Source organism: Pantoea sp. MQR6 (genome assembly GCF_022761075.1).
Lineage (GTDB): Bacteria > Pseudomonadota > Gammaproteobacteria > Enterobacterales > Enterobacteriaceae > Pantoea > Pantoea phytostimulans.
The window spans coordinates 334,885-353,666 of the sequence record NZ_JAKYXB010000004.1 but is presented as its reverse complement, the minus strand read 5'-3'; the positions used below and the strand labels follow the sequence as shown (position 1 = coordinate 353,666).

Here is an 18,782-nt window from a genome sequence, read left to right as displayed (position 1 = left end):
GGTTAGCCGTGAGGTTAGTGAGATTTAACGTGTTCAATGAGGATATATGGAAAGAATTGAGTGTGATCGCATGTTCATTGCCGTCATGGAAACAGGGAGTTTTACCGCCGCTGCCCAGCGTTTGAATACCAGCCACGGACAGGCATCAAAACTTATTTCTCGTCTTGAGCGTGAACTTGGCGTGAATTTACTCCGACGCAGCACCCGTTCTTTGACGCCCACCGAAGTGGGCCGTGCCTATTATGAACAAATTAGGCAGCTTATCGCCGACTATGATGCACTCAATGATTCCGTGCGTAATACGTCAAATTCGCCCTCAGGTACATTGCGAATTTCTGCCCCCGTCACTTTTGGAACATTGAAATTACCGCATCTTTTGATCGAATTTGCGCGTCAGTATCCTGATATTGAGCTGGATGTTCATTTTGCCGATCGCGCAGTGAATGTGGTTGATGAAGGTTTTGATCTGGCATTACGCATTGGCAATCTGGAAGACAGTAATCTGATAGCCAGAAAGCTCAGCGATATCCGTATTGTTCTGGTTGCCTCTCAGGAATATCTTTCACGCAGAGGAGTACCGATGCATTGGGAACAACTTATTGAGCATGACTGCATTGTAGATACTAACTTTCGCGATCCGTATCAGTGGCCATTCAGGGATGAAAATCAGGGCATCTCTACGCAGCCAGTACAAGGTAGAATGAAATTATCCAATGCTGAAGTGTGTCTGAATGCAGCTATTGCCGGGCTGGGAATCTCTCGTCTCCCCACTTTCGTCGTGAGCGAAGCCCTTAAAAGAGGCGAGATTCAGTCTGTCCTCACCGCTTTTGAAGCGCCGCCAATGGGGCTTTACGCCGTCTATCCTCCAGCCAAATATCTGGCGCATAAATCCCGGGTATTAATAGACTTTTTGGCTGCCGCATTCTCTGGAAAACCAACATGGGACACATCGCTGTAATATCTTTAAAAGAGAAACAACCCCTCTTTTCGATGATTAATGTGTGTGTAAGAAAGCGGATACGTTTAAACAATCCCGTTTTCCGTTGACTACTTTGCCACCGGCAAATCTGAGAAACGGGTGGTGTACGCCGGAGAAAGCATTTCGCGTTTCATCGCCCATGACTTCACTGTTCCCTGTCCAGCAAACCCAATACGGCCGCGCTCTTTTTCATTGATCTGATCCATAACCTGCATCAACGCTGCGCTGTTGGCCTGCGGCTGGAATTCATCAAAAAGGTTAAGCTGGGCAACGCCCTGACTGAAAAAGTCGCTGAGAATAACCCCCGCTTTCATGTAGCGATGACTCTCTTTCCACATCGCATCAAGTGCACGAACGGCGACGCGAATAATATCGCGCGTATCATTTGAAGGAATTGGCAGGTTACCGCTTACCTGATTTGTATAGAACACTTCGCCTTCCGCATGGGGACTGGTGCGAATAAACACGCTGATCAAACGACAGTGCTGCCTTTGCTGACGTAACTTTTCTGCGGCACGTTCAGCATAGGTGCAAATCGCCTGATGCATTTCTTCATATTCAGTGATGCGATAACCAAAAGAGCGGCTGCACATGATTTGTTGCTTACTGGGGGAATATTCGTCCAGTTCCAGACAGGGCTCGCCGCGTAATTCGCGCACGGTGCGCTCCAATACCACGTTGAAGTGTTTTCTGATGATCCAGGTACTTTGTTCGGAAAGATCTTTGGCGGTAATAATGCCCATAGCGTTGAGCTTCTTGCTGATACGTCGTCCGACGCCCCACACCTCTTCAACCGGCACCAGCGCCATCAGTTTTTTCTGTCGTTCACTATTAGAGAGGTCAAGCACGCCGCGGGTTTTAGTCCATTTCTTTGCCGCGTAATTTGCCAGCTTCGCCAGGGTTTTGGTTGGTGCAATGCCGATGCCCACGCGCAGATGTGTCTCTCGCCAGATACGCTGCTGAATCTCGTAGCCAAATTCCTCCAGCACGCGACAATTACGGATGCCCGCCATACTCATAAAAGCTTCATCAATTGAATAAAACTCTACTGCGGGTGCCATCTCTTCCAGAGTACTCATCACACGATGAGACATATCAGCATACAAGGCGTAATTTGAGCTAAATACTTTTACCTTATGATGAAGTAATTCATCTCTGATTTTGAAATACGGCGCACCCATTTTTATGCCCATTTTTTTCGCTTCCGCTGAACGCGAAATAATGCAGCCATCGTTATTTGAAACCACGACAACCGGCTTTCCCCGCAGGTCGGGCCTGAATACGGTTTCACATGAGGTATAAAAATTATTAACGTCGACTAATGCAAACATAGTAGCCCAGGGAATGAAAGCATCGGCAAATCAGCGTGAATGCATCACCTGACGTGATAAAAAGCGGACTGTTTTTAATTAATTGATGGCTCAGCAAGCTTTTCATCGTAGCGTTACCGATAAACTGTATATCCATACAGTATTGCTGATGCAGAGAATTGATCAAGTCTAATCTGGCCTTAATGAACAACTTGCTCATTATTCATGCTTTTTTCGACTAATTTTTCAAAACCATGCTAAACGGGATGACATCTCGGGTGCTTTTATGCGGAAGCGGCATCATCCGGGCCCGCTCTGAGGCATAACGCTTGGTGACAGGCTTTTTTAATTAAAAAGGAGTTAAGCCTGGCGAGATAATGAACAAATCTCTTTCACTAAAACAGAATAAAAGGGGATTTCTTTGATGGATAGACAACCGCGTAATAAAGGTGGATTACCGCCAGACGCTATTTGATCGACAATTTTCTAAGGATGGAAATAAGGACCCGTCGTAATAGAATCACGCGCGATCAGGCTGGCCGTAAACACTTTTTGTTGTTCAAATTCTCCACCATCCAACATGGAAAGCAGGCGATTGATTGTCTCTTTGATCATTTCAGTGACGGGCATTTTCATGCTAGAGAGGGAAGGAATCGTGTAGGGCGCCAGTGGAATGTCATCAAAGCCAATCACCGACACAGCAGAAGGCACCGAAAGATGGCATTCAGCCAGCCTCTTTAGAGCCCCGACGGCCATCTCATCATTGCTGGCAACAAGCGCGCTAAATGTCTGGCCTCGCTTAAGCAATATATCAACCGCATCCACGCCGCTTTGCGCCGTCCATTTTCCTTCCACAATATGCGCGTTATTTATCTCGATATTCTGTTCAGCGAGTGCAGATTTATAACCTGAAAGGCGTTCCATTCCGGTTGGAGAATCCAGTGAGCCGGTAATAAACGCGATATCGCGATGGCCTAATTTAATGAGATGTTTTACCGCCGCCGCGCTGGTTAATTTTTGATCAGAAAAAATGCAGTAACTGTCGTTGCGTCTCAATCGCCGGTTGATGACCAGGATGGGCTGTTTGTGGAGCGAAATGATCTCATCCATCTCAGCAATAGAGAGAAAACGCGGATAGATAATGATGCCGTCGCAGCGAAGATCCAGTAAAAACTGAATTGCTGCCCTTTCATCTTCAGCCGTATGTTTGCCATCGGCGAGTATCAGTTGACGGCCTTGTTCTTCCATCATGCGGGCTGAGTGAAGCATCAACTCGCTGAAGATATTGCCGCTATACAAGGTGTTAGTGACCACCAGCCCGATAGTTTGCGTGCTTTTTATCGCAAGATTACGCGCCAGTAAATTAGGACGATAGCCTGTTTCCGCAATGGCCTGCAGCACGTGCGCACGCTTTTCCTGACTGACGTAGCCGTTTCCAGACAGAACGCGGGAAACTGTCGCTTTTGAAACACCGGCTTTTTTAGCCACTTCAAGTATTGTTGCCATCATTGCGCCGTCTGAATCGCCCTCTTTTTGGCAGTCTACCTAAGTCACTCTTTGTTTTGAAATATTTTCCAATTTGTACTGCATGCCCCGGTGATCCTTCAGGTTGATCATCGTCACATAATCAAAAATTCACAAATTTTATCTCTTGTTCATATCGATAAACATCTTCATGATTTTATGAAACCGGTTTCCTACAGAGGTTGCATAAGCGATGCCCAGGCTGAAAAAAGCGCTGAATTATTCAAATGACATTGGCATCGTTGATGTAACACACCGGTCAGAACACTTACCGATTTCTCTACAGAGATAAAACCTATGCCGAAGAACTACGCTGAGGTCTCACACGCTATCGTTGATGCGCTAGGTGGCCTGAATAATATTGAGGCGGTCACGCACTGTATGACTCGCCTGAGATTTGTGGTGAAAGACCCCTCGTTGATCAACAGCCCGACACTGAAATCTATTGATGGCGTCATGGGCGTGGTTCACAACGACACGCAGTGCCAGGTTATCATTGGCAACAACGTGTCGAAGGCTTACCAGGAAGTATTAAAACTGGGTACGCCGAATGCCGCACCGTCTTCAACCGCACCCCGTAAAATAACCTTGAAAGGGATAGGCGCAGGCATTCTTGATGCACTCGTCGGGACAATGTCACCGTTGATCCCCGCCATTATCGGCGGCTCCATGGTAAAACTGCTGGCCATGATCCTGGATATGGCCGGTGTTTTTGAAAAAGGCTCCTCAACGCTGATCATTTTGAATGTTATTGGCGATGGCGCATTTTTCTTCTTGCCGGTGATGGTGGCTGCTTCTGCTGCGCTTAAATTCAAAACCAACATGTCGCTGGCCATTGCGATTGCTGGCGTGCTGGTTCATCCCAATTTTGTTGACCTGATGGCGAAAGCGGCACAAGGACAGGTTGTCGAATTTGCCGCTATTCCAGTGACAGCAGTGAAATATACTTACACCGTGATCCCCGCGCTGGTGATGACCTGGATTTTGTCTCACATTGAAAGAGGCGTTGATCACATCACGCCGGCGGTAACCAAAAACTTCCTCAAACCCATGCTGATTGTGTTGATCGCTGCCCCGATTGCGATTGTCTTCATCGGGCCGCTGGGCATCTGGATTGGTAGCGGCATTTCGGCAATCGTCTACACCGTTCACGGTTATCTGGGCTGGCTTTCTGTCGCTATTATGGGTGCAATATGGCCATTGTTGGTGATGACCGGCATGCATCGTGTTTTTACCCCAACCATCATTCAAACCATCGCAGAGACCGGTAAAGAAGGCATGGTTATGCCTTCTGAAATTGGCGCCAATTTGTCACTTGGTGGCTCATCTTTGGCGGTCGCTTTCAGGACTAAAAATCGTGAATTGCGTCAAACTGCCTTGGCTGCAGCGGCTTCGGCGATTATTGCCGGGATTTCTGAGCCAGCGCTGTATGGCGTGGCGGTGCGCTTAAAGCGCCCTTTGATCGCCTGCTTAATCAGTGGATTTATTTGCGGCGCGGTTGCTGGTATTGGTGGGCTCGCCAGCCATTCGATGGCCTCTCCCGGCCTGTTTACCAGCGTACAATTTTTCGATCCCTCCAACCCTATGAGCATCGTCTGGGTCGCTGCCGTGATGGTGCTTTCCGTGGTGCTCTCCTTTATTCTCACGCTCATTTTAGGGTTTGAAGACATCCCGGAAAGTGAAGCAGCGCCGACATCAGCGAGTCCCCTTTCCGCTGACACCGTTAAAACTGTTAATGCTAATTGACTGGCGATCGTTGCCAGATACTGAGGTTTTTTATGTCTGAATCGACATTTCCTGAAGGTTTTTTATGGGGTGGCGCATTAGCCGCTAATCAGTCAGAAGGCGGTTATCTTGAAGGTGGTAAAGGACTGACTACAGTAGACATGATCCCACATGGATCCAACCGCATGAAGGTCAAGCTGGGTCTGGAAAAGCGATTTACCCTGCATCAGGATGAGTTCTATCCAAGCCATGAGGCGATCGATTTTTATCATCGCTATCACGACGATATTGCCTTAATGGCTGAGATGGGATTCACCGTTTTTCGCACCTCAATTGCCTGGAGCCGCATTTACCCCAATGGGGATGAGTCAACGCCTAATCCGCAAGGTATTGCGTTTTATCGCGATCTGTTTGAAACCTGCCGTCAATATGGCATCGAACCGCTGGTGACGCTGTGCCATTTTGACGTTCCCATGCATTTGGTCACCGAATATGGTTCATGGCGTAATCGCAAAATGATCGACTTTTTTGCGCGCTATGCACGTACCTGCTTTGAAGCGTTTGATGGCCTGGTGAAATACTGGTTAACCTTTAATGAGATTAACATTCTGCTGCACAGTCCCTTTTCTGGTGCAGGCTTGGTTTTTGAAGAGGGTGAAAATCCAGAGCAGGTGAAATATCAGGCGGCGCATCATGAACTGTTGGCCAGCGCACAAGTAACCCGTATTGCGCATGAAATCAATCCTGAAAATCAGGTTGGCTGCATGCTAGCAGGCGGGAATTTCTACCCTTGGTCAAGCAAACCCGAAGACGTGTGGGCAGCATTAGAAAAAGATCGTGAAAATCTGTTCTTTATTGATGTGCAGGCTCGAGGTGCTTACCCCTCTTATTCCGCACGGGTGTTCCGCGAAAAAGATGTCAAGATTGTCATGGCGGATGAAGATGCTGAAATCCTGAAAAATACCGTCGATTTTGTTTCATTCAGCTACTACGCGTCACGCTGCGCGTCGGCAGATATGAATGAGAACAACAGCAGCGCCGCCAATGTGGTGAAGTCATTAACCAACCCGCATATCAAGCGCAGCGACTGGGGCTGGGGAATCGATCCGTTGGGCCTGCGTATTACCATGAACATGATGTATGACCGTTATCAAAAACCGCTGTTTCTGGTGGAGAATGGTCTTGGCGCGCGTGATGAATTTAATGCCGATGGCGAGATCGTTGACGACTATCGCATCAGCTATTTACGCGAGCACATTCGCGCCATGGCAGACGCGATTGCCGACGGTATTCCGGTAATGGGTTATACCACGTGGGGTTGCATCGATTTGGTTGCAGCATCAACCGGAGAGATGAGTAAACGCTACGGATTTGTCCACGTTGATCGCGATGATCACGGAAACGGAACGTTGCTGCGCACCCGTAAAAAATCATTTTGGTGGTATAAAAAAGTGATTGCCAGTAACGGCAAAGATTTAGACTGAGTCCTTTCTCGGACAATGGCCTGAGAAACGTTAATTTTTACGCATCTCAGGTCACCTCTTCGCGCCAGAATAAACAGCACAATTAGTTTTTCGCCAAGGTGACTGCGTTCGGTTCAGCATTAAAGGTTATTTCAGCGTTATATTCTTTTGGTAAACGCCTTGCCTGATAAAAAACGCGTTTCCAGTAAGGATTGTGGAGCGAAGAGCGCATAACGCCTTTACTGGAAGAGGCGTGTAAGAATTGGTGGTCAGTGTCATAGAAGCCAACATGCATTTCATGGTTAATGCGGAAAAAGACTAAATCCCCCGGTTGAAGATGCTCGGCATCGACACGTTTTCCCATTTGAATAAGCTGGGTGGTCGTCACGCGATCCATGGGAAGATTGAAACGGTCTTTCAGCGTTCGCCAGACAAAACCTGAGCAATCAACCCCGGTTAACGTGGTTCCACCCCAATGATAAGGTGTGCCTTGCCAGGAATGCATTTGGTCATGCAGTGCTGCGACGACGGGAATCAGATCAGGTTGCTGATCAGAACGGCTATAGGTATCAGTTGTATCCGCAGGCAGATTTTTATGGCCAGTAGCAGAATGAGATGAGCACCCCGCCAAAGTAACAAACGACAGACAGAATAAGACTTTGACTCTTTTAGATAACGTCATGATGGCGGATACCGGGTGTTTTAGCACATTAACTGTGCGTGGATTTATACAGCACCGGTTTAATTGAAAAAATGGCCTATCTACTTGAATTACACACACTTAACTTCATTGACGAAAATTTACAATTGTAAAATCTATTAACGCCTCTCTTTATTAAACACTTTACATAAAAAATTTTATAAGCATGGGAAATAGATTTAACCGCGTTATTATTTTCTTGATTAATAATGACATGTATCTATAAGCGTTAATTATCCCGTGACTCCATTTAGCGGATGGGCGAGTAAAGCCTGACATAACCCGCGTCTAAGGGGTATGCCCGGCTTTCTGTTGTTTTAACGTTGCGTTACAGCCAGTGGCGAATGTTCAGACGGATAATCTATCCTCACTGGCAATCCTTCCCGTGCAGAACGATAAATTGCTTCCATCAGCAGGTGATCCTGCAACCCCTCTTCGCCCGGCGAATGGAAAGGCCGATTGTGCAATATGCCGTAAGCGAAGTGATCAATTTCAAGCGTGAACTGATCTTGGGGCGAAAGTCGGATTTCATTTACCTGCTCAGCATCACCGCACCGCTGCGCTACATACAAGCGCTGGCCTTGATAAGCATAAGCATTTTCCAACGACACCCAACCTTTCTCTAACCGGATGTTCATATCCTTGCATTCATGCGCACCGTAGCTGGTGATACAGTGGGCAATAACGCCCGACGGGAAACGCAGCGTAAAAGTGACCGACTCTTCGACTTCCTGGTAGCGCGCATCCTGCTCTGGATTAATGATTTGCGCATAGACCTCAATGGGATCCTCGGCCAGCATGGTACGAACACCGTTCAGGCAATATAAACCGATATCTGGTAATGCCCCGCCACCTGCTAATGCGGCACGCATACGCCATTGCTCGCCTGGGCCTTGCACCTGAGTGGTAATAGCCTGAATAAAGCGTGGTCGGCCCAGCTCACCGGACTGCGTCAGCCGCGCCGCTTCGAGATTGAACACGTCATATTGGCAACGATAAGCGATCATCAGTTTGACACCCGCCTCATTACAGGCGGCGATCATTTCACGCGCTTCCTCAGACGTGTTTGCCATCGGCTTTTCACACAGCACATGCTTGCCCGCTTTCGCCGCAGCTACTGCATGATCGCGATGCAGGCCATTTGGCGTCACGATATAGACCGCATCAATGGCTTTGTTCTCCGCCATGCGCGCCATTTCGTCGTAGCTATAAATAGCATCTGCATCGATACCGTATTGCGCCGCAACCACTTGCGCTTTGTCACGTCGACCAGAAACCAACGCTACCGGGCGGGCATATTGGCTTTGGCGAAGAGCAGGCAAAATTTGATTCAGCGTTAAACGCCCAAGCCCAACGATAGCAATGCCAAGACGTTTTTCCGGCGGCAGCACCACTGGCGGTTCAGGCTCGGGACGATCGGCTTGCCCTTTCCAGTTCTCGAAGCTTACTTTTTCATGCTCCACGCTACCTACATCTATCTTTGCGGGTTGTCCAAAGTGGGCTGGAACCGGTAAAGGTTGTCCAGTGGGCGTCCCCGGCCCTGTCTGGGCGTATGAGGCTTTGCGCTTATGGGTCATGCTTCCTCCGTTTGCATAGCACGATGTATACCGCGTCAGAAATAAGGCTGCGGAGTAATGCGCTGAGCGAAATATTTATTTCATGGATTATAAAAGATAGGAAAATATTTCACTTATCGCCAGCGAGAGGGCTTTAGAAAGGTAGGAAAAGCGCAGAAAAACAAAGCGTAACGGGTGGTTATGCCGCGCGCTTTGTTTTTTCCCATGCGGTATATCTGATTGAACTCAAATAACAGATAAAGAGGAATAAAGCCGTTCTACGCGGTAAAACCTCTTCAATTCGATCATCTGTTATCTTTTAATTTAGTGTGTCGATTTAATCACAAACGTTACTACACCAAAAATCTCCAGCCCTTCTTCGCTGTTGATATTAATGGGTGAGTAAGCACTGTTCATGGGGATAAGTTGAATAAAGGGGCGCAGCTGGAGGCGTTTTACGGTGAATTCGCCTTCTATTGCAGCGACGACAATATTTCCGTGCTCGGCTTTCATGGCGCTGTCGACGACCAACATATCGCCGTCACTGATACCGGCTTCAATCATGGAGTCACCGCTCACGCGAATAAAATAGGTGGCGCTGGGCCGCTGAACCAGCAGCTCATTAAGATCCAGTCGCTGCTCGACATAATCCTGAGCGGGCGAGGGAAAGCCACAAGGTACACGCTCAATATAAAGCGGCAATTGCATAACGGCGCGGATCTCCGCAGGTTTAATGAACTCCATAACATTTTCCTCCTCAAATCAAATAACTGTATATATTTACAGTAATGGGTAACGGGGGATTCAGGCAAGTTAAGTCATGGGCTTTTTTGTAAAGGGACTGACAGAGAAAGGAATTTAATTTTTTGGCGCAGTCCGTGAAGATTGAAACGCGGTCATTTACGCAGCAAAAAGGATGAAATATCAGCAGGTAATCGCACAGATTTTTTAGACAGAATTCAATTTGAGTTAAGTGAATTATTAAGCGTGAAGTGCTGATGCTTTTTTTTGCGATCAAGCAGATTTTTTAATCTGAAGCAGTAAAAAATGTTGAGTGATTAAAAGGCATTTTATGAATAATAATAGCGCTACCATTCCCTTCATCGTATTAACCCCATGCAAACGCATAGCATGAGACTACCGGTAACGTTGATTAATAATACCTATTAATTAAATAATCACGCCTGAAAACAGATTAACAAAAATGCATTTGTACTCTGCTAAAATGAAATGTTACGGTAAAGAATAATAAATAGCTTCGGAGGTAATTATGTTTTTTTCTGATAAAGAAAAAGCGAATGTCATTATTGGCGAAGCTGCATTTGCTCTCATCCTTGCCCGCCAGGAAGTCAGTGTTGAATCGTTGATTCAGCAATTAAAAGTTATGGCAGGAACGGAAGCCGACGAATCGCGCTTGTTAAAAATAGAAAAGGCAAAGGTCTGGCTAACGGATTTCAGGAGTGTGAGCAATCGTAAGCCCGCGCAAATTGAATGGCTTGTAGGGCAACGTAATGTTGAAGAGTCAGCCGATCATTCGTCCAATGACATTCAACTGAATAAGAACGATAAAGATGCCTAAGTTTATCGTGAACGTGCCACCGTCTTGTGGCACCTTCGTAAAGACGCTATTCTTCCCTTATACAAAATCCTGGACAAGAATCAGCGCAACAGGTGAGTAAAAACCGCTTTTAGACCTCTCTCTAACCCTCTGTTTTATAACGCTTAGCATTTTTTGCACAAAAATCCCGCCAGTAAAAAACCAAAATCCTGTACAAGTTTTTGAAAGATGTATAACTTCCGCTCAATAAACAGGGTATATTTTTAACCACTGAGGACTTGAACATGCGCCAGAACGGTCATGCACCTGATACAACCAGCGACATTGCCCGTTACTTCAACCAAGCCAACTTGCCTTCGCAGCAAGAGACGTTAGGCGCAATCGTGGTTGAAATCCTTCGTGCCGGTAACACGCTTAGCCGTAAAGCGATTTGCGGCAAGCTGCTTCGTCGTCTTGATCAAGCTACCAGCACTGAAGAAGAGAACCATTACCAGGAACTGATCGGCATGCTATTCGGACGTGAAGGATAATCGTTCTGCAGCAATATCCGGGTTTCAAAGAGTTAACTTGCTTTATTTTAGCAAAATTCTGATCGGACTTTATCCGGAAGACTGAGGGCCGCTTTACCCGATAAGGTCAACAGATGTCAGGCGCATGGCATCTGTTGACGCAATCACGCCCTGAAAGTGGTCATAAAATCGTAATCAGAGAAGCCAGTATGTACAGAAGTGATGAAGAAAAACTGACGGATGTGGTGATCGGCGAAGCAGTGCTGACATTGCTAAAGTCAGACAGCCCTGTTTCGAGTACTGCGCTTATCGCGCAGCTTGAAGTCATGGCTGCGGCTGCAGAAGACGCAAAAATGGTGCGTGCTATCAAAGGCGCGGTAACTGAAGTGCGTAAAGGAATGGCTGCTGCCAGCAAGCGAAGCAAACTCGATTTCCCTGATCGAGAAAATATAACGCATCGATTTAACAGTGAAGGCCCACCAGAAGGTTCAAAAAAGCACTGAACCCTTGTGACGCCATCATGGTAAAGCTGGAAAAAAATCAGGTGCGGCAGGAGATTAAGAAATGTTTGTAGCTGACTCCGGGCAAAAGACAAACATGTACTACACTCCTTTCTGTTTACACCGGAATGCGTTTATTTAAATTTTCCTCAGAGAAATATGACCATGCAACAAGACACTTCAAACTCAGCAATTATCGAGTATTTTCGTAGCGCAGGCGATCAGTTGGCTTCAGAAACTGAGCTGTTGGGTACGGTGATCAAAAACATCGTCACCGATCAGGGGTATGTGACTAACAAAGCCATCATCCTGTATCTTATTGCCGAACTGGAAAGCACCTCAGACGTGGTTAAACTGGATGTATTGCGTAAGACGCTGGAAATCGTTGTTGGCCGCACGCCAGACGACGCCGGTATCTGATAACACGCCTGCGTTAAGGTTTGGCTGATAACGCAGGCTGCACTTTTTTGAATCCCTTCAGTAACAGTTCGCCTATTTTTCTACCGTTTCGATAGCACCATGAGTATCAGGTTTTACACCTTGATGGCTTGCTGTTTCGAACCCACCTTTTGCTGCCACCACTGAACAGGACAGCGCCGCAAGTACTGCCAGCGTTATCTGTAATTTCATCGCCTTTCTCCCTTTAAAGCCCGCTTTTGCGTTCACAACAGCATACAAAGATTAGCCTGGCAGATAATCGCCTCAGGCGAGAAGCCAGAGGGATATTTGAATGGTTTTCAGGAAATTTCTTAAACAGAAACGTTCGAGGATCAGTGCATTTTACGAGCGAAAAAACCAATCGCTTGCTTACAGAGTTCCTGTACTTTGGAATCGCCGCTCTCTTCGCTCATGCGAAACAGGGCATCTGTGATTTCGTGGAAATGGACAGGTCGGCCCGTTTCAATCAATTTAGTCACCGCCGCGCCCACAATGGCGCGTATATCTACAGAAATATACTCTTCATCGTTGTTCACACAACCTCCAACCGATGTATGCATATACAGCCTAACAATTTGGCGCGAGAAAAACAAAATCGGCAAGCACTGATCAGATGAGCAGTGCTTACGTCGCATCGTAAATTATCGCTGTCTGCCTACTCACTATGCTATGAGGTTGATTTCCCACCCGCCTTGCTAGCCTTTACACCTGATAACCGAATGTGCGGCCCGGCAAATCGACATGCGTGCTCAAAACTGTTTCGGAGGCGTTTTTGGCCAATAAAATCTGATAACGTCCTTGCTCAATCAGCCATTGCGATTGATCTTCATCCCAGCAAGCGATCACCCGCGGCTCAAGCGTTAAGCGAACCTGACGGCTTTCCGCAGGCTGTAGCTCCACACGCCGGAAGGCCGCCAGGCGTGATACATAACGTTGATCTACTGGATGAAGATAGATTTGCAGCACGTCAGCACCCGTTCGCTGGCCGCTATTGGTTACAGTCAGCGTCACGTTGATGTCTGAGCCTTCTGCCGTGACGTTGAGATCAGAATAATCAAAGGACGTATAAGAAAGGCCGTAACCAAAGGGGAACAGCGGCGTTTGCTGTGTGCGCATAAACCAACGATAGCCAACGTCTGAACCTTCTACATCGTAATCCACAGGGATAATTCCGCCTTTAACGGGCATCCCCGGCAGCGAAGTGGTGCTTTCAGGATCAATTTGCTCAGGATGTGGCAGTTGTGCTTCTGAGGCTGGGAACGTAATCGGTAAACGTCCTGATGGATTAACCCGCCCAAACAGAACGCCGGCGATAGCTTCGCCCCCGCCCGAGCCGGGATACCAGGCTGCAACGACCGCCGCTACCGCATCTAACCACGGCATCGTCACTGGACCGCCCGTTTCCAGCACCACGATGGTTTGCTGGTTTTGCGCCGCAATCGCCTGAATCAACAGGTTCTGCTCATCGCTAAGCGAAAGGCCCTGCGCATCCAGCGCTTCCGATCGCCACTCTTCCGCAAAGACAATCACTGCGTCAGCTGTGCGCGCCTGTTCAGTGGCTTCTGCAATATTTTCACCGCTGAGATAAGTGACTTCTGCCGCGCCTGATTCTGCACGAATCCCCCAAAACGGCGAAGAGGGGTGAAACACTTTCTCGGTCTCGATGCCCATAAAATCCACACCCGGCAAGCGCAAGCTGCCCACCGGCGTGACCGCAGAAGAACCGCCTCCGGACAATACGCCATGATCGGCATGGGCCCCCACCACCAACAGTTTGGCCGCGCCCCGTTTTAACGGCAGCGTTTGATGACTATTTTTTAATAGCACAATGCCCTGCTCAGCTTCGCGCTGGGCGAGAAGACGATGGGCCATATAATCAATATCGCCGTGCGGTTGTGCCGGATGTTCGATGGCACCCACGGTAAACAAGCTGCGTAAGATGCGCCGCACCATGTCATCAATACGGCTTTGTGGTACCTCACCTGCCGTCACAGCATCCTTAAGCGGCTGATCAAACCAAACCTGCTGATCGAGATTGGCCCCCGATTGTACATCCAGCCCAGCAAGCGCAGCTTTAGCGGCTGAATGCGTGGCGCCCCAATCTGACATCACCCAGCCGGGATAATGCCAATCCCCTTTCAGCACGTCATTCAGCAAAAAGGTGTTCTCTGTGGCCCATTCGCCATTCACCAGGTTGTAACCTGGCATCACCGATCCGGGTTGACCGATCTCATTGGCAATCTCGAAAGCCAGCAAATCTGATTCACGCATTGCGGATTCACTCAGATTAGAGCTGACCACCACGCGCCCGGTTTCCTGAGGATTAACAGCAAAATGTTTGACGGTAGAAACCACATGCTGCGACTGAATGCCGCGCACCGAATGACCAGCCATGACACCGGTAAGCACGGGATCTTCAGAAAGATATTCGAAGTTGCGCCCGCCGCGCGGCTCGCGAATTAGATTGGCGCCACCCGCCAACTGCACATTGAAACCCTTAGCAAAAGCTTCACGCCCCACCATTTCGCCAGTGCGTTCCGCCATTTCAGGGTTAAACGTAGCGGCGAGCAACAAGCCCGACGCCAGCGCGGTCGCGTTATCACCAGGTCGCACGTCGCCTAACGCCGTGATGCCAAGGCTGGCGTCACTTTGCTGCATGGCCGGAATGCCCAAGCGGGGAATGCCGGGATAGTAAGCCGCTGAACCAATCGCACCGTCTGGTAGCGTCTCATCATCTAAGGGGATCGCCATAGGTCCCGAAAGCCAAGCGAACTTCTCCTCTTCCGTCATGGCTTTCAGTACTTTGTCAGCTTTTTCGTCCGCCGTCAGTCCAGCTTCTTGCCAATCGAATCTCATTGTCTCTCCTTGCTGCGATTCCCTGAGCGATAAGAAATCACCCGTAAAAAATGGGCAGCTGCCTAAAAACATGGTTCAAAAAGGGAATTTAATCAAACAGATGCGCATTAATGGTCAACGTACGCAGCGTCAAAATTCGTTGAAAAAGGAGACAAACGCGTTAATACGCAGCGTTAAAGTCACATGCCGCTTTGGGATCGATCAAGATAAATTGTGCGACGTGAACAGTGATTGCACCTGACGAAAGCACAGGCTACATTGCGATTCTCTAACCTCAAATAAACCTCAAAAAAGCCCTGCAATTTATGCCTAAATTTACCCTGAAACAGATCGCCGCGCAGTCGGGTCTGAGTCTCGCCACCATTGATCGCGCATTGCATAATCGCGGCAAAGTGCATCCACAAACTCAACATCGCATCCAGCAAGCTATTGCTGATTTAGAACTGCTGCAAAAAGCGGGACTCGCGAAAGGCAGAACACTTTATTTTGATGTGATCATGCATACGCCTGATCGCTTTCGCGAACTGGTGCGAGAAGCCTTTAGCAGCCAAATTGCCGGTTTTTCATCTTTCAAAATTCAGCTGCGCTTTCATTGCAGCGAAAACATGACGATTGATGAGATCAACACAGTATTGAAGAAATGCGCGGTCCACAGCCACGGCGTAATTTTAAAAGCCACCAATTCAGAACAGCTCATTCCAACTATTGATGCCCTGATGAAACAGCGAGTCCCGCTGGTAACAGTGATGTCCGATATTCCGTCCAGCGCACGATTGCGCTACATCGGCATGGAAAATGTGGATGCGGGCAAGGCCGCTGCGTTCCTGATGGCAAAATGGCTGCGGGTTGAGAAGTCACACATTATGGCGATCACTGGCAGTAAGGAATTTATTGGCGAACAAGAGCGTATAGAAGGATTTGTTGCCGCCATGCAGCAATTTGCCCCACAACATCGTGTCAGCGTTGTCGCCGGCGGTTTTGGGCTTGATCATTTAACTTATCAATCAGTAACCGATTTTCTTACATCTCATCCTGAAACCGATGCAGTTTATACCGTTGGCGGCGGCAATGCGGGTATTCTGCGCGCGTTTGACGAGCAACGGATTTTAATTAACACCTTTATTGGTCACGACCTCGATCGTGAAAACCGTGCCTTAATGCAGGCGGGCAAAATAGATGCGTTGATTGAACATAATTTGCAGCTGGATGCTCAACACGCTTTCAAGGCATTACTGGAATTTCATGGCTTTATCCCCAAAACGGAAAGCGCAGCACCCTACTCTAAAATTAATATTATTACGCGCTACAACATGACGACCTGATCGCGAAGACGACATCAGGCTTAGTGGCCTGATGTCGTGCGGTAAGAAAAGGAGAATGTTTAGACGGATTTTTTCAGCGGTACTTCTTTCAAAAACCACGATAACGCAAAAGCGGATAACATCATGCAACCGCCCAACAGGAACGCAGCATGAATGCCTTGACCAAAAGATTGCAGATAGGCTTCTTTAATTTCCGAAGGCAAATGATGTATCGCAACCGGGTTCATCCCATGCGGCAGTTCGGTTCCTTCAGCGATGCGTTGCATCAATGACGACTGCAAAACCTGGGTAAAGATTGCGCCAAATAGCGCCACGCCAATCGAGCCACCAATCGATCTAAACAGCGTTATCGCCGATGTGGCCACGCCCAACATGCGGACTTCCACGGTGTTCTGCACGACCAGCACCAAAACCTGCATCACCATTCCCAATCCCATTCCCAGCAGCCCAGTGAAAAGATAGAGATGCCAAATCGGCGAGGTCAGCGTAATCGTGGTTAACAGCCCTAAACCGATGGAAGCCAACAAGGTGCCCATGATGGGGAAAAGGCGATAGCGCCCGGTTTTACTGATAACACGACCGCTGAAAATTGAGGTCAGCAATAATCCGCCCATCAACGGAATCAACTGCAATCCTGCCTGCGTCGGTGTTGCCTCCTTCACCACTTGCAAATAGAGCGGCAAAAAGGTGACGCTGCCAAACAGCGACATGCCAACGATAAATCCCATTAAGCTGCACAGTGAAAAGCTGCGGTTGCGGAACAGCGAGAGAGGCAAGATCGGTTCAATGGCTAACCTTTCTTCATAAATAAAGCCAATCAAGCCCACGAGACCAAAAGCCAGGATGCACCAGAGTTGAGGATCGGACCACGCATGAACGCTGCCGCCCTCACTGGTAAACAGCGTAATGCCCACCAGCGCCATGGTCAGGTACACCGCGCCGAGAATGTCGATTTCATGTTCATTGCGTTTATTAGCCGATTTAAACACCACGCCAATAATGATCAAAGAGAGCAGGCCGAGCGGGAGATTGATATAAAAAATCCAGCGCCACGACATATGCTCAACCATAAAACCGCCGATCAGCGGCCCCAAAATGGTGGCTAACCCGAACACACCACCAAACAGGCCTTGATAACGTCCGCGCTCGGCGGGCGAAATGATGTCGGCAACTGCGGCCATAGTGACAACCATTAATCCGCCACCACCCAAACCTTGTAATGCACGCGTCCAGATCAGCTGCGTCATATTTTGCGCTAACCCACACAACATTGAGCCAATCAAAAACAGCACGATTGAGATTTGCAGCATCTTTTTGCGACCAAACAGATCGCCGAACTTGCCGTAAAGCGGCACCGCAATGGTTGAAGATAACGTATAAGCCGTCACGATCCATGTCAGCTTATCGAGGCCGCCAAATTCACCCACAATGGTGGGCAATGCTGTTGAAACAATGGTTTGATCCAGCGCCGACAGCAACATCACCAGCATCAGGGCCGCAATCAGCAAGCCGACCGACTGTGTTTGAGGTTGTTGCTTAACCGATTGATGAATCAGCGTTTTTGACTCCATAACTTCACCGCTTGTAATTAATTAAATGCACGTTTAATATCGACCATAATGTTTCTCCCGTCAATGGTTCACGAATAATGTCCGCAAAAAACACAGGTTCACTCTCTACGGCAGCGCAAGCGAAAGAGCGTCGTCCCGGACGTCCGCGCGGTGGCGCCATCAATGCCGAGCAGCGCGAACATTTACTGACTATCGCGCTGACGTTATTTGCAGAAAAAGGCATTGCCGAGACGTCGTTGAATGCCATTGCCCGTAAAGCAGAAGTCAGCGCCGCGATGCTGACTTACTACTTTCAGTCACGAGAATCGTTGCTGGATATCATTATTGCCGAGCGCTTTTTGCCGCTTCGCCATGATATTGCTGCCATATTCGATCAACATGCCGACGATCCTCGCACCGCCCTGACGTTGATCTTAGAGAAGATGATTGAAACTGCAGAGAAGCATGTCTGGTTCGCACCGTTGTGGATGCAAGAAATGGCCTCGGGAGAATCGGTTTTTCGTCAGCGACTAAAGGCGAAACATGGCGATAACGAACGGCAAAAAGCGGTCGCTATCATTCAGAAATGGCAACAAGAGGGCAAACTCAATGCCGATCTTGAACCGGCGCTGTTAATGAGTTCGCTGATAAGCCTGATTTTGGTACCGTTGGTGCAACTCAGAACAACCGGCGCACATCCCGGTTTTAGCGGCGCAGATGTTTTGCGACATGCCACCGCAATGATCTCAAACGGTTTTCTGAATGGTCGATAAACGGCTTAAATCAGGCCGT

The 18,782-nt window shown here is 48.3% G+C and carries 18 protein-coding genes; 9 read left to right on the top strand and 9 right to left on the bottom strand.

Going from position 1 to position 18,782, the window contains the following annotated elements; translation table 11 throughout:
- The first annotated feature begins 46 nt into the window (after positions 1–46).
- On the top strand, positions 47–958 hold the full coding sequence (locus tag MUG06_RS16840; protein ID WP_243079325.1) for a LysR family transcriptional regulator: 912 nt from the start codon (positions 47–49) through the stop codon (positions 956–958).
- Between the two features lie 89 nt (positions 959–1,047).
- Here MUG06_RS16840 and umuC read toward each other — a convergent pair whose 3' ends face one another.
- Both umuC and MUG06_RS16830 read right to left on the bottom strand, forming a co-directional pair.
- Positions 1,048–2,310, bottom strand: coding sequence for a translesion error-prone DNA polymerase V subunit UmuC (gene umuC, locus MUG06_RS16835; protein ID WP_243079324.1), 1,263 nt, complete (start codon positions 2,308–2,310; stop codon positions 1,048–1,050).
- Positions 2,311–2,775: 465 nt separating this feature from the next.
- Positions 2,776–3,795: a LacI family DNA-binding transcriptional regulator gene (locus MUG06_RS16830; RefSeq protein ID WP_243079435.1), complete on the bottom strand. Its 1,020-nt coding sequence runs from the start codon at positions 3,793–3,795 to the stop codon at positions 2,776–2,778.
- 315 nt (positions 3,796–4,110) lie between these two features.
- On the opposite strand from MUG06_RS16830, the gene ascF reads away from it, so the two are divergent.
- The gene (ascF, locus tag MUG06_RS16825; protein ID WP_243079323.1) at positions 4,111–5,559 is read left to right on the top strand and encodes a PTS cellobiose/arbutin/salicin transporter subunit IIBC; all 1,449 of its coding nucleotides are present in this window, start codon (positions 4,111–4,113) and stop codon (positions 5,557–5,559) included.
- 32 nt (positions 5,560–5,591) lie between these two features.
- Positions 5,592–7,022: a 6-phospho-beta-glucosidase gene (locus MUG06_RS16820; RefSeq protein WP_243079322.1), complete on the top strand. Its 1,431-nt coding sequence runs from the start codon at positions 5,592–5,594 to the stop codon at positions 7,020–7,022.
- Between the two features lie 82 nt (positions 7,023–7,104).
- Here the strand turns inward: MUG06_RS16820 and MUG06_RS16815 are convergent, their stop codons facing one another.
- From MUG06_RS16815 to MUG06_RS16805, 3 genes are all read right to left on the bottom strand, one after another.
- A complete protein-coding gene (locus MUG06_RS16815) occupies positions 7,105–7,683 on the bottom strand; it encodes an NlpC/P60 family protein (RefSeq protein ID WP_243079321.1) in 579 nt (192 codons plus the stop codon).
- A 335-nt stretch (positions 7,684–8,018) separates the two neighbouring features.
- On the bottom strand, positions 8,019–9,278 hold the full coding sequence (locus tag MUG06_RS16810; RefSeq protein ID WP_243079320.1) for a Gfo/Idh/MocA family oxidoreductase: 1,260 nt from the start codon (positions 9,276–9,278) through the stop codon (positions 8,019–8,021).
- 303 nt (positions 9,279–9,581) lie between these two features.
- Positions 9,582–10,001 (bottom strand): translesion error-prone DNA polymerase V autoproteolytic subunit, encoded by a 420-nt coding sequence (locus tag MUG06_RS16805; RefSeq protein ID WP_215848484.1) that lies wholly within the window; start codon positions 9,999–10,001, stop codon positions 9,582–9,584.
- Positions 10,002–10,527: 526 nt separating this feature from the next.
- Between MUG06_RS16805 and MUG06_RS16800 the strand changes: the two genes are divergently transcribed.
- From MUG06_RS16800 to MUG06_RS16785, 4 genes are all read left to right on the top strand, one after another.
- Entirely contained in the window at positions 10,528–10,836 is a 309-nt protein-coding gene (locus MUG06_RS16800) for a hypothetical protein (protein ID WP_243079319.1), read from the top strand.
- A 263-nt stretch (positions 10,837–11,099) separates the two neighbouring features.
- Positions 11,100–11,345: a regulatory protein YcgZ gene (gene ycgZ / locus MUG06_RS16795; RefSeq protein ID WP_215848486.1), complete on the top strand. Its 246-nt coding sequence runs from the start codon at positions 11,100–11,102 to the stop codon at positions 11,343–11,345.
- 188 nt (positions 11,346–11,533) lie between these two features.
- Complete coding sequence (locus MUG06_RS16790; RefSeq protein ID WP_243079318.1) at positions 11,534–11,827, top strand: hypothetical protein; 294 nt, start codon at positions 11,534–11,536, stop codon at positions 11,825–11,827.
- A gap of 162 nt (positions 11,828–11,989) precedes the next feature.
- Complete coding sequence (locus tag MUG06_RS16785; RefSeq protein ID WP_215848487.1) at positions 11,990–12,244, top strand: biofilm/acid-resistance regulator YmgB/AriR; 255 nt, start codon at positions 11,990–11,992, stop codon at positions 12,242–12,244.
- A gap of 72 nt (positions 12,245–12,316) precedes the next feature.
- Here the strand turns inward: MUG06_RS16785 and MUG06_RS16780 are convergent, their stop codons facing one another.
- The 3 genes from MUG06_RS16780 to MUG06_RS16770 form a co-directional block, all read right to left on the bottom strand.
- Positions 12,317–12,454, bottom strand: coding sequence for a hypothetical protein (locus MUG06_RS16780; RefSeq protein ID WP_215848488.1), 138 nt, complete (start codon positions 12,452–12,454; stop codon positions 12,317–12,319).
- 140 nt (positions 12,455–12,594) lie between these two features.
- On the bottom strand, positions 12,595–12,798 hold the full coding sequence (locus MUG06_RS16775) for a hypothetical protein (protein ID WP_243079317.1): 204 nt from the start codon (positions 12,796–12,798) through the stop codon (positions 12,595–12,597).
- A 166-nt stretch (positions 12,799–12,964) separates the two neighbouring features.
- On the bottom strand, positions 12,965–15,118 hold the full coding sequence (locus MUG06_RS16770; RefSeq protein WP_243079316.1) for a glycoside hydrolase family 3 C-terminal domain-containing protein: 2,154 nt from the start codon (positions 15,116–15,118) through the stop codon (positions 12,965–12,967).
- Positions 15,119–15,423: 305 nt separating this feature from the next.
- On the opposite strand from MUG06_RS16770, the gene MUG06_RS16765 reads away from it, so the two are divergent.
- On the top strand, positions 15,424–16,440 hold the full coding sequence (locus tag MUG06_RS16765; protein WP_215848492.1) for a LacI family DNA-binding transcriptional regulator: 1,017 nt from the start codon (positions 15,424–15,426) through the stop codon (positions 16,438–16,440).
- Positions 16,441–16,499: 59 nt separating this feature from the next.
- Here the strand turns inward: MUG06_RS16765 and MUG06_RS16760 are convergent, their stop codons facing one another.
- A complete protein-coding gene (locus MUG06_RS16760; RefSeq protein ID WP_243079315.1) occupies positions 16,500–18,011 on the bottom strand; it encodes an MDR family MFS transporter in 1,512 nt (503 codons plus the stop codon).
- Between the two features lie 77 nt (positions 18,012–18,088).
- Here MUG06_RS16760 and MUG06_RS16755 point away from each other — a divergent pair, with 77 nt between their 5' ends.
- Positions 18,089–18,763, top strand: a complete 675-nt coding sequence (locus MUG06_RS16755; protein WP_215848494.1) for a TetR/AcrR family transcriptional regulator — start codon at positions 18,089–18,091, stop codon at positions 18,761–18,763.
- The last annotated feature ends 19 nt before the right edge of the window (positions 18,764–18,782 follow it).

Bases quoted from the DNA above. Each gene is read 5' to 3' on its own strand.
- MUG06_RS16830 (WP_243079435.1), bottom strand. From the start codon at position 3,795: ATGGCAACAATACTTGAAGTGGCTAAAAAAGCCGGTGTTTCAAAAGCG.
- MUG06_RS16770 (WP_243079316.1), bottom strand. From the start codon at position 15,118: ATGAGATTCGATTGGCAAGAAGCTGGACTGACGGCGGACGAAAAAGCT.
- MUG06_RS16780 (WP_215848488.1), bottom strand. From the start codon at position 12,454: ATGAAATTACAGATAACGCTGGCAGTACTTGCGGCGCTGTCCTGTTCA.
- MUG06_RS16820 (WP_243079322.1), top strand. From the start codon at position 5,592: ATGTCTGAATCGACATTTCCTGAAGGTTTTTTATGGGGTGGCGCATTA.
- MUG06_RS16785 (WP_215848487.1), top strand. From the start codon at position 11,990: ATGCAACAAGACACTTCAAACTCAGCAATTATCGAGTATTTTCGTAGC.
- MUG06_RS16805 (WP_215848484.1), bottom strand. From the start codon at position 10,001: ATGGAGTTCATTAAACCTGCGGAGATCCGCGCCGTTATGCAATTGCCG.
- ascF (WP_243079323.1), top strand. From the start codon at position 4,111: ATGCCGAAGAACTACGCTGAGGTCTCACACGCTATCGTTGATGCGCTA.
- ycgZ (WP_215848486.1), top strand. From the start codon at position 11,100: ATGCGCCAGAACGGTCATGCACCTGATACAACCAGCGACATTGCCCGT.
- MUG06_RS16840 (WP_243079325.1), top strand. From the start codon at position 47: ATGGAAAGAATTGAGTGTGATCGCATGTTCATTGCCGTCATGGAAACA.
- MUG06_RS16790 (WP_243079318.1), top strand. From the start codon at position 11,534: ATGTACAGAAGTGATGAAGAAAAACTGACGGATGTGGTGATCGGCGAA.
- MUG06_RS16800 (WP_243079319.1), top strand. From the start codon at position 10,528: ATGTTTTTTTCTGATAAAGAAAAAGCGAATGTCATTATTGGCGAAGCT.
- umuC (WP_243079324.1), bottom strand. From the start codon at position 2,310: ATGTTTGCATTAGTCGACGTTAATAATTTTTATACCTCATGTGAAACC.
- MUG06_RS16755 (WP_215848494.1), top strand. From the start codon at position 18,089: ATGTCCGCAAAAAACACAGGTTCACTCTCTACGGCAGCGCAAGCGAAA.
- MUG06_RS16760 (WP_243079315.1), bottom strand. From the start codon at position 18,011: ATGGAGTCAAAAACGCTGATTCATCAATCGGTTAAGCAACAACCTCAA.
- MUG06_RS16765 (WP_215848492.1), top strand. From the start codon at position 15,424: ATGCCTAAATTTACCCTGAAACAGATCGCCGCGCAGTCGGGTCTGAGT.
- MUG06_RS16815 (WP_243079321.1), bottom strand. From the start codon at position 7,683: ATGACGTTATCTAAAAGAGTCAAAGTCTTATTCTGTCTGTCGTTTGTT.
- MUG06_RS16810 (WP_243079320.1), bottom strand. From the start codon at position 9,278: ATGACCCATAAGCGCAAAGCCTCATACGCCCAGACAGGGCCGGGGACG.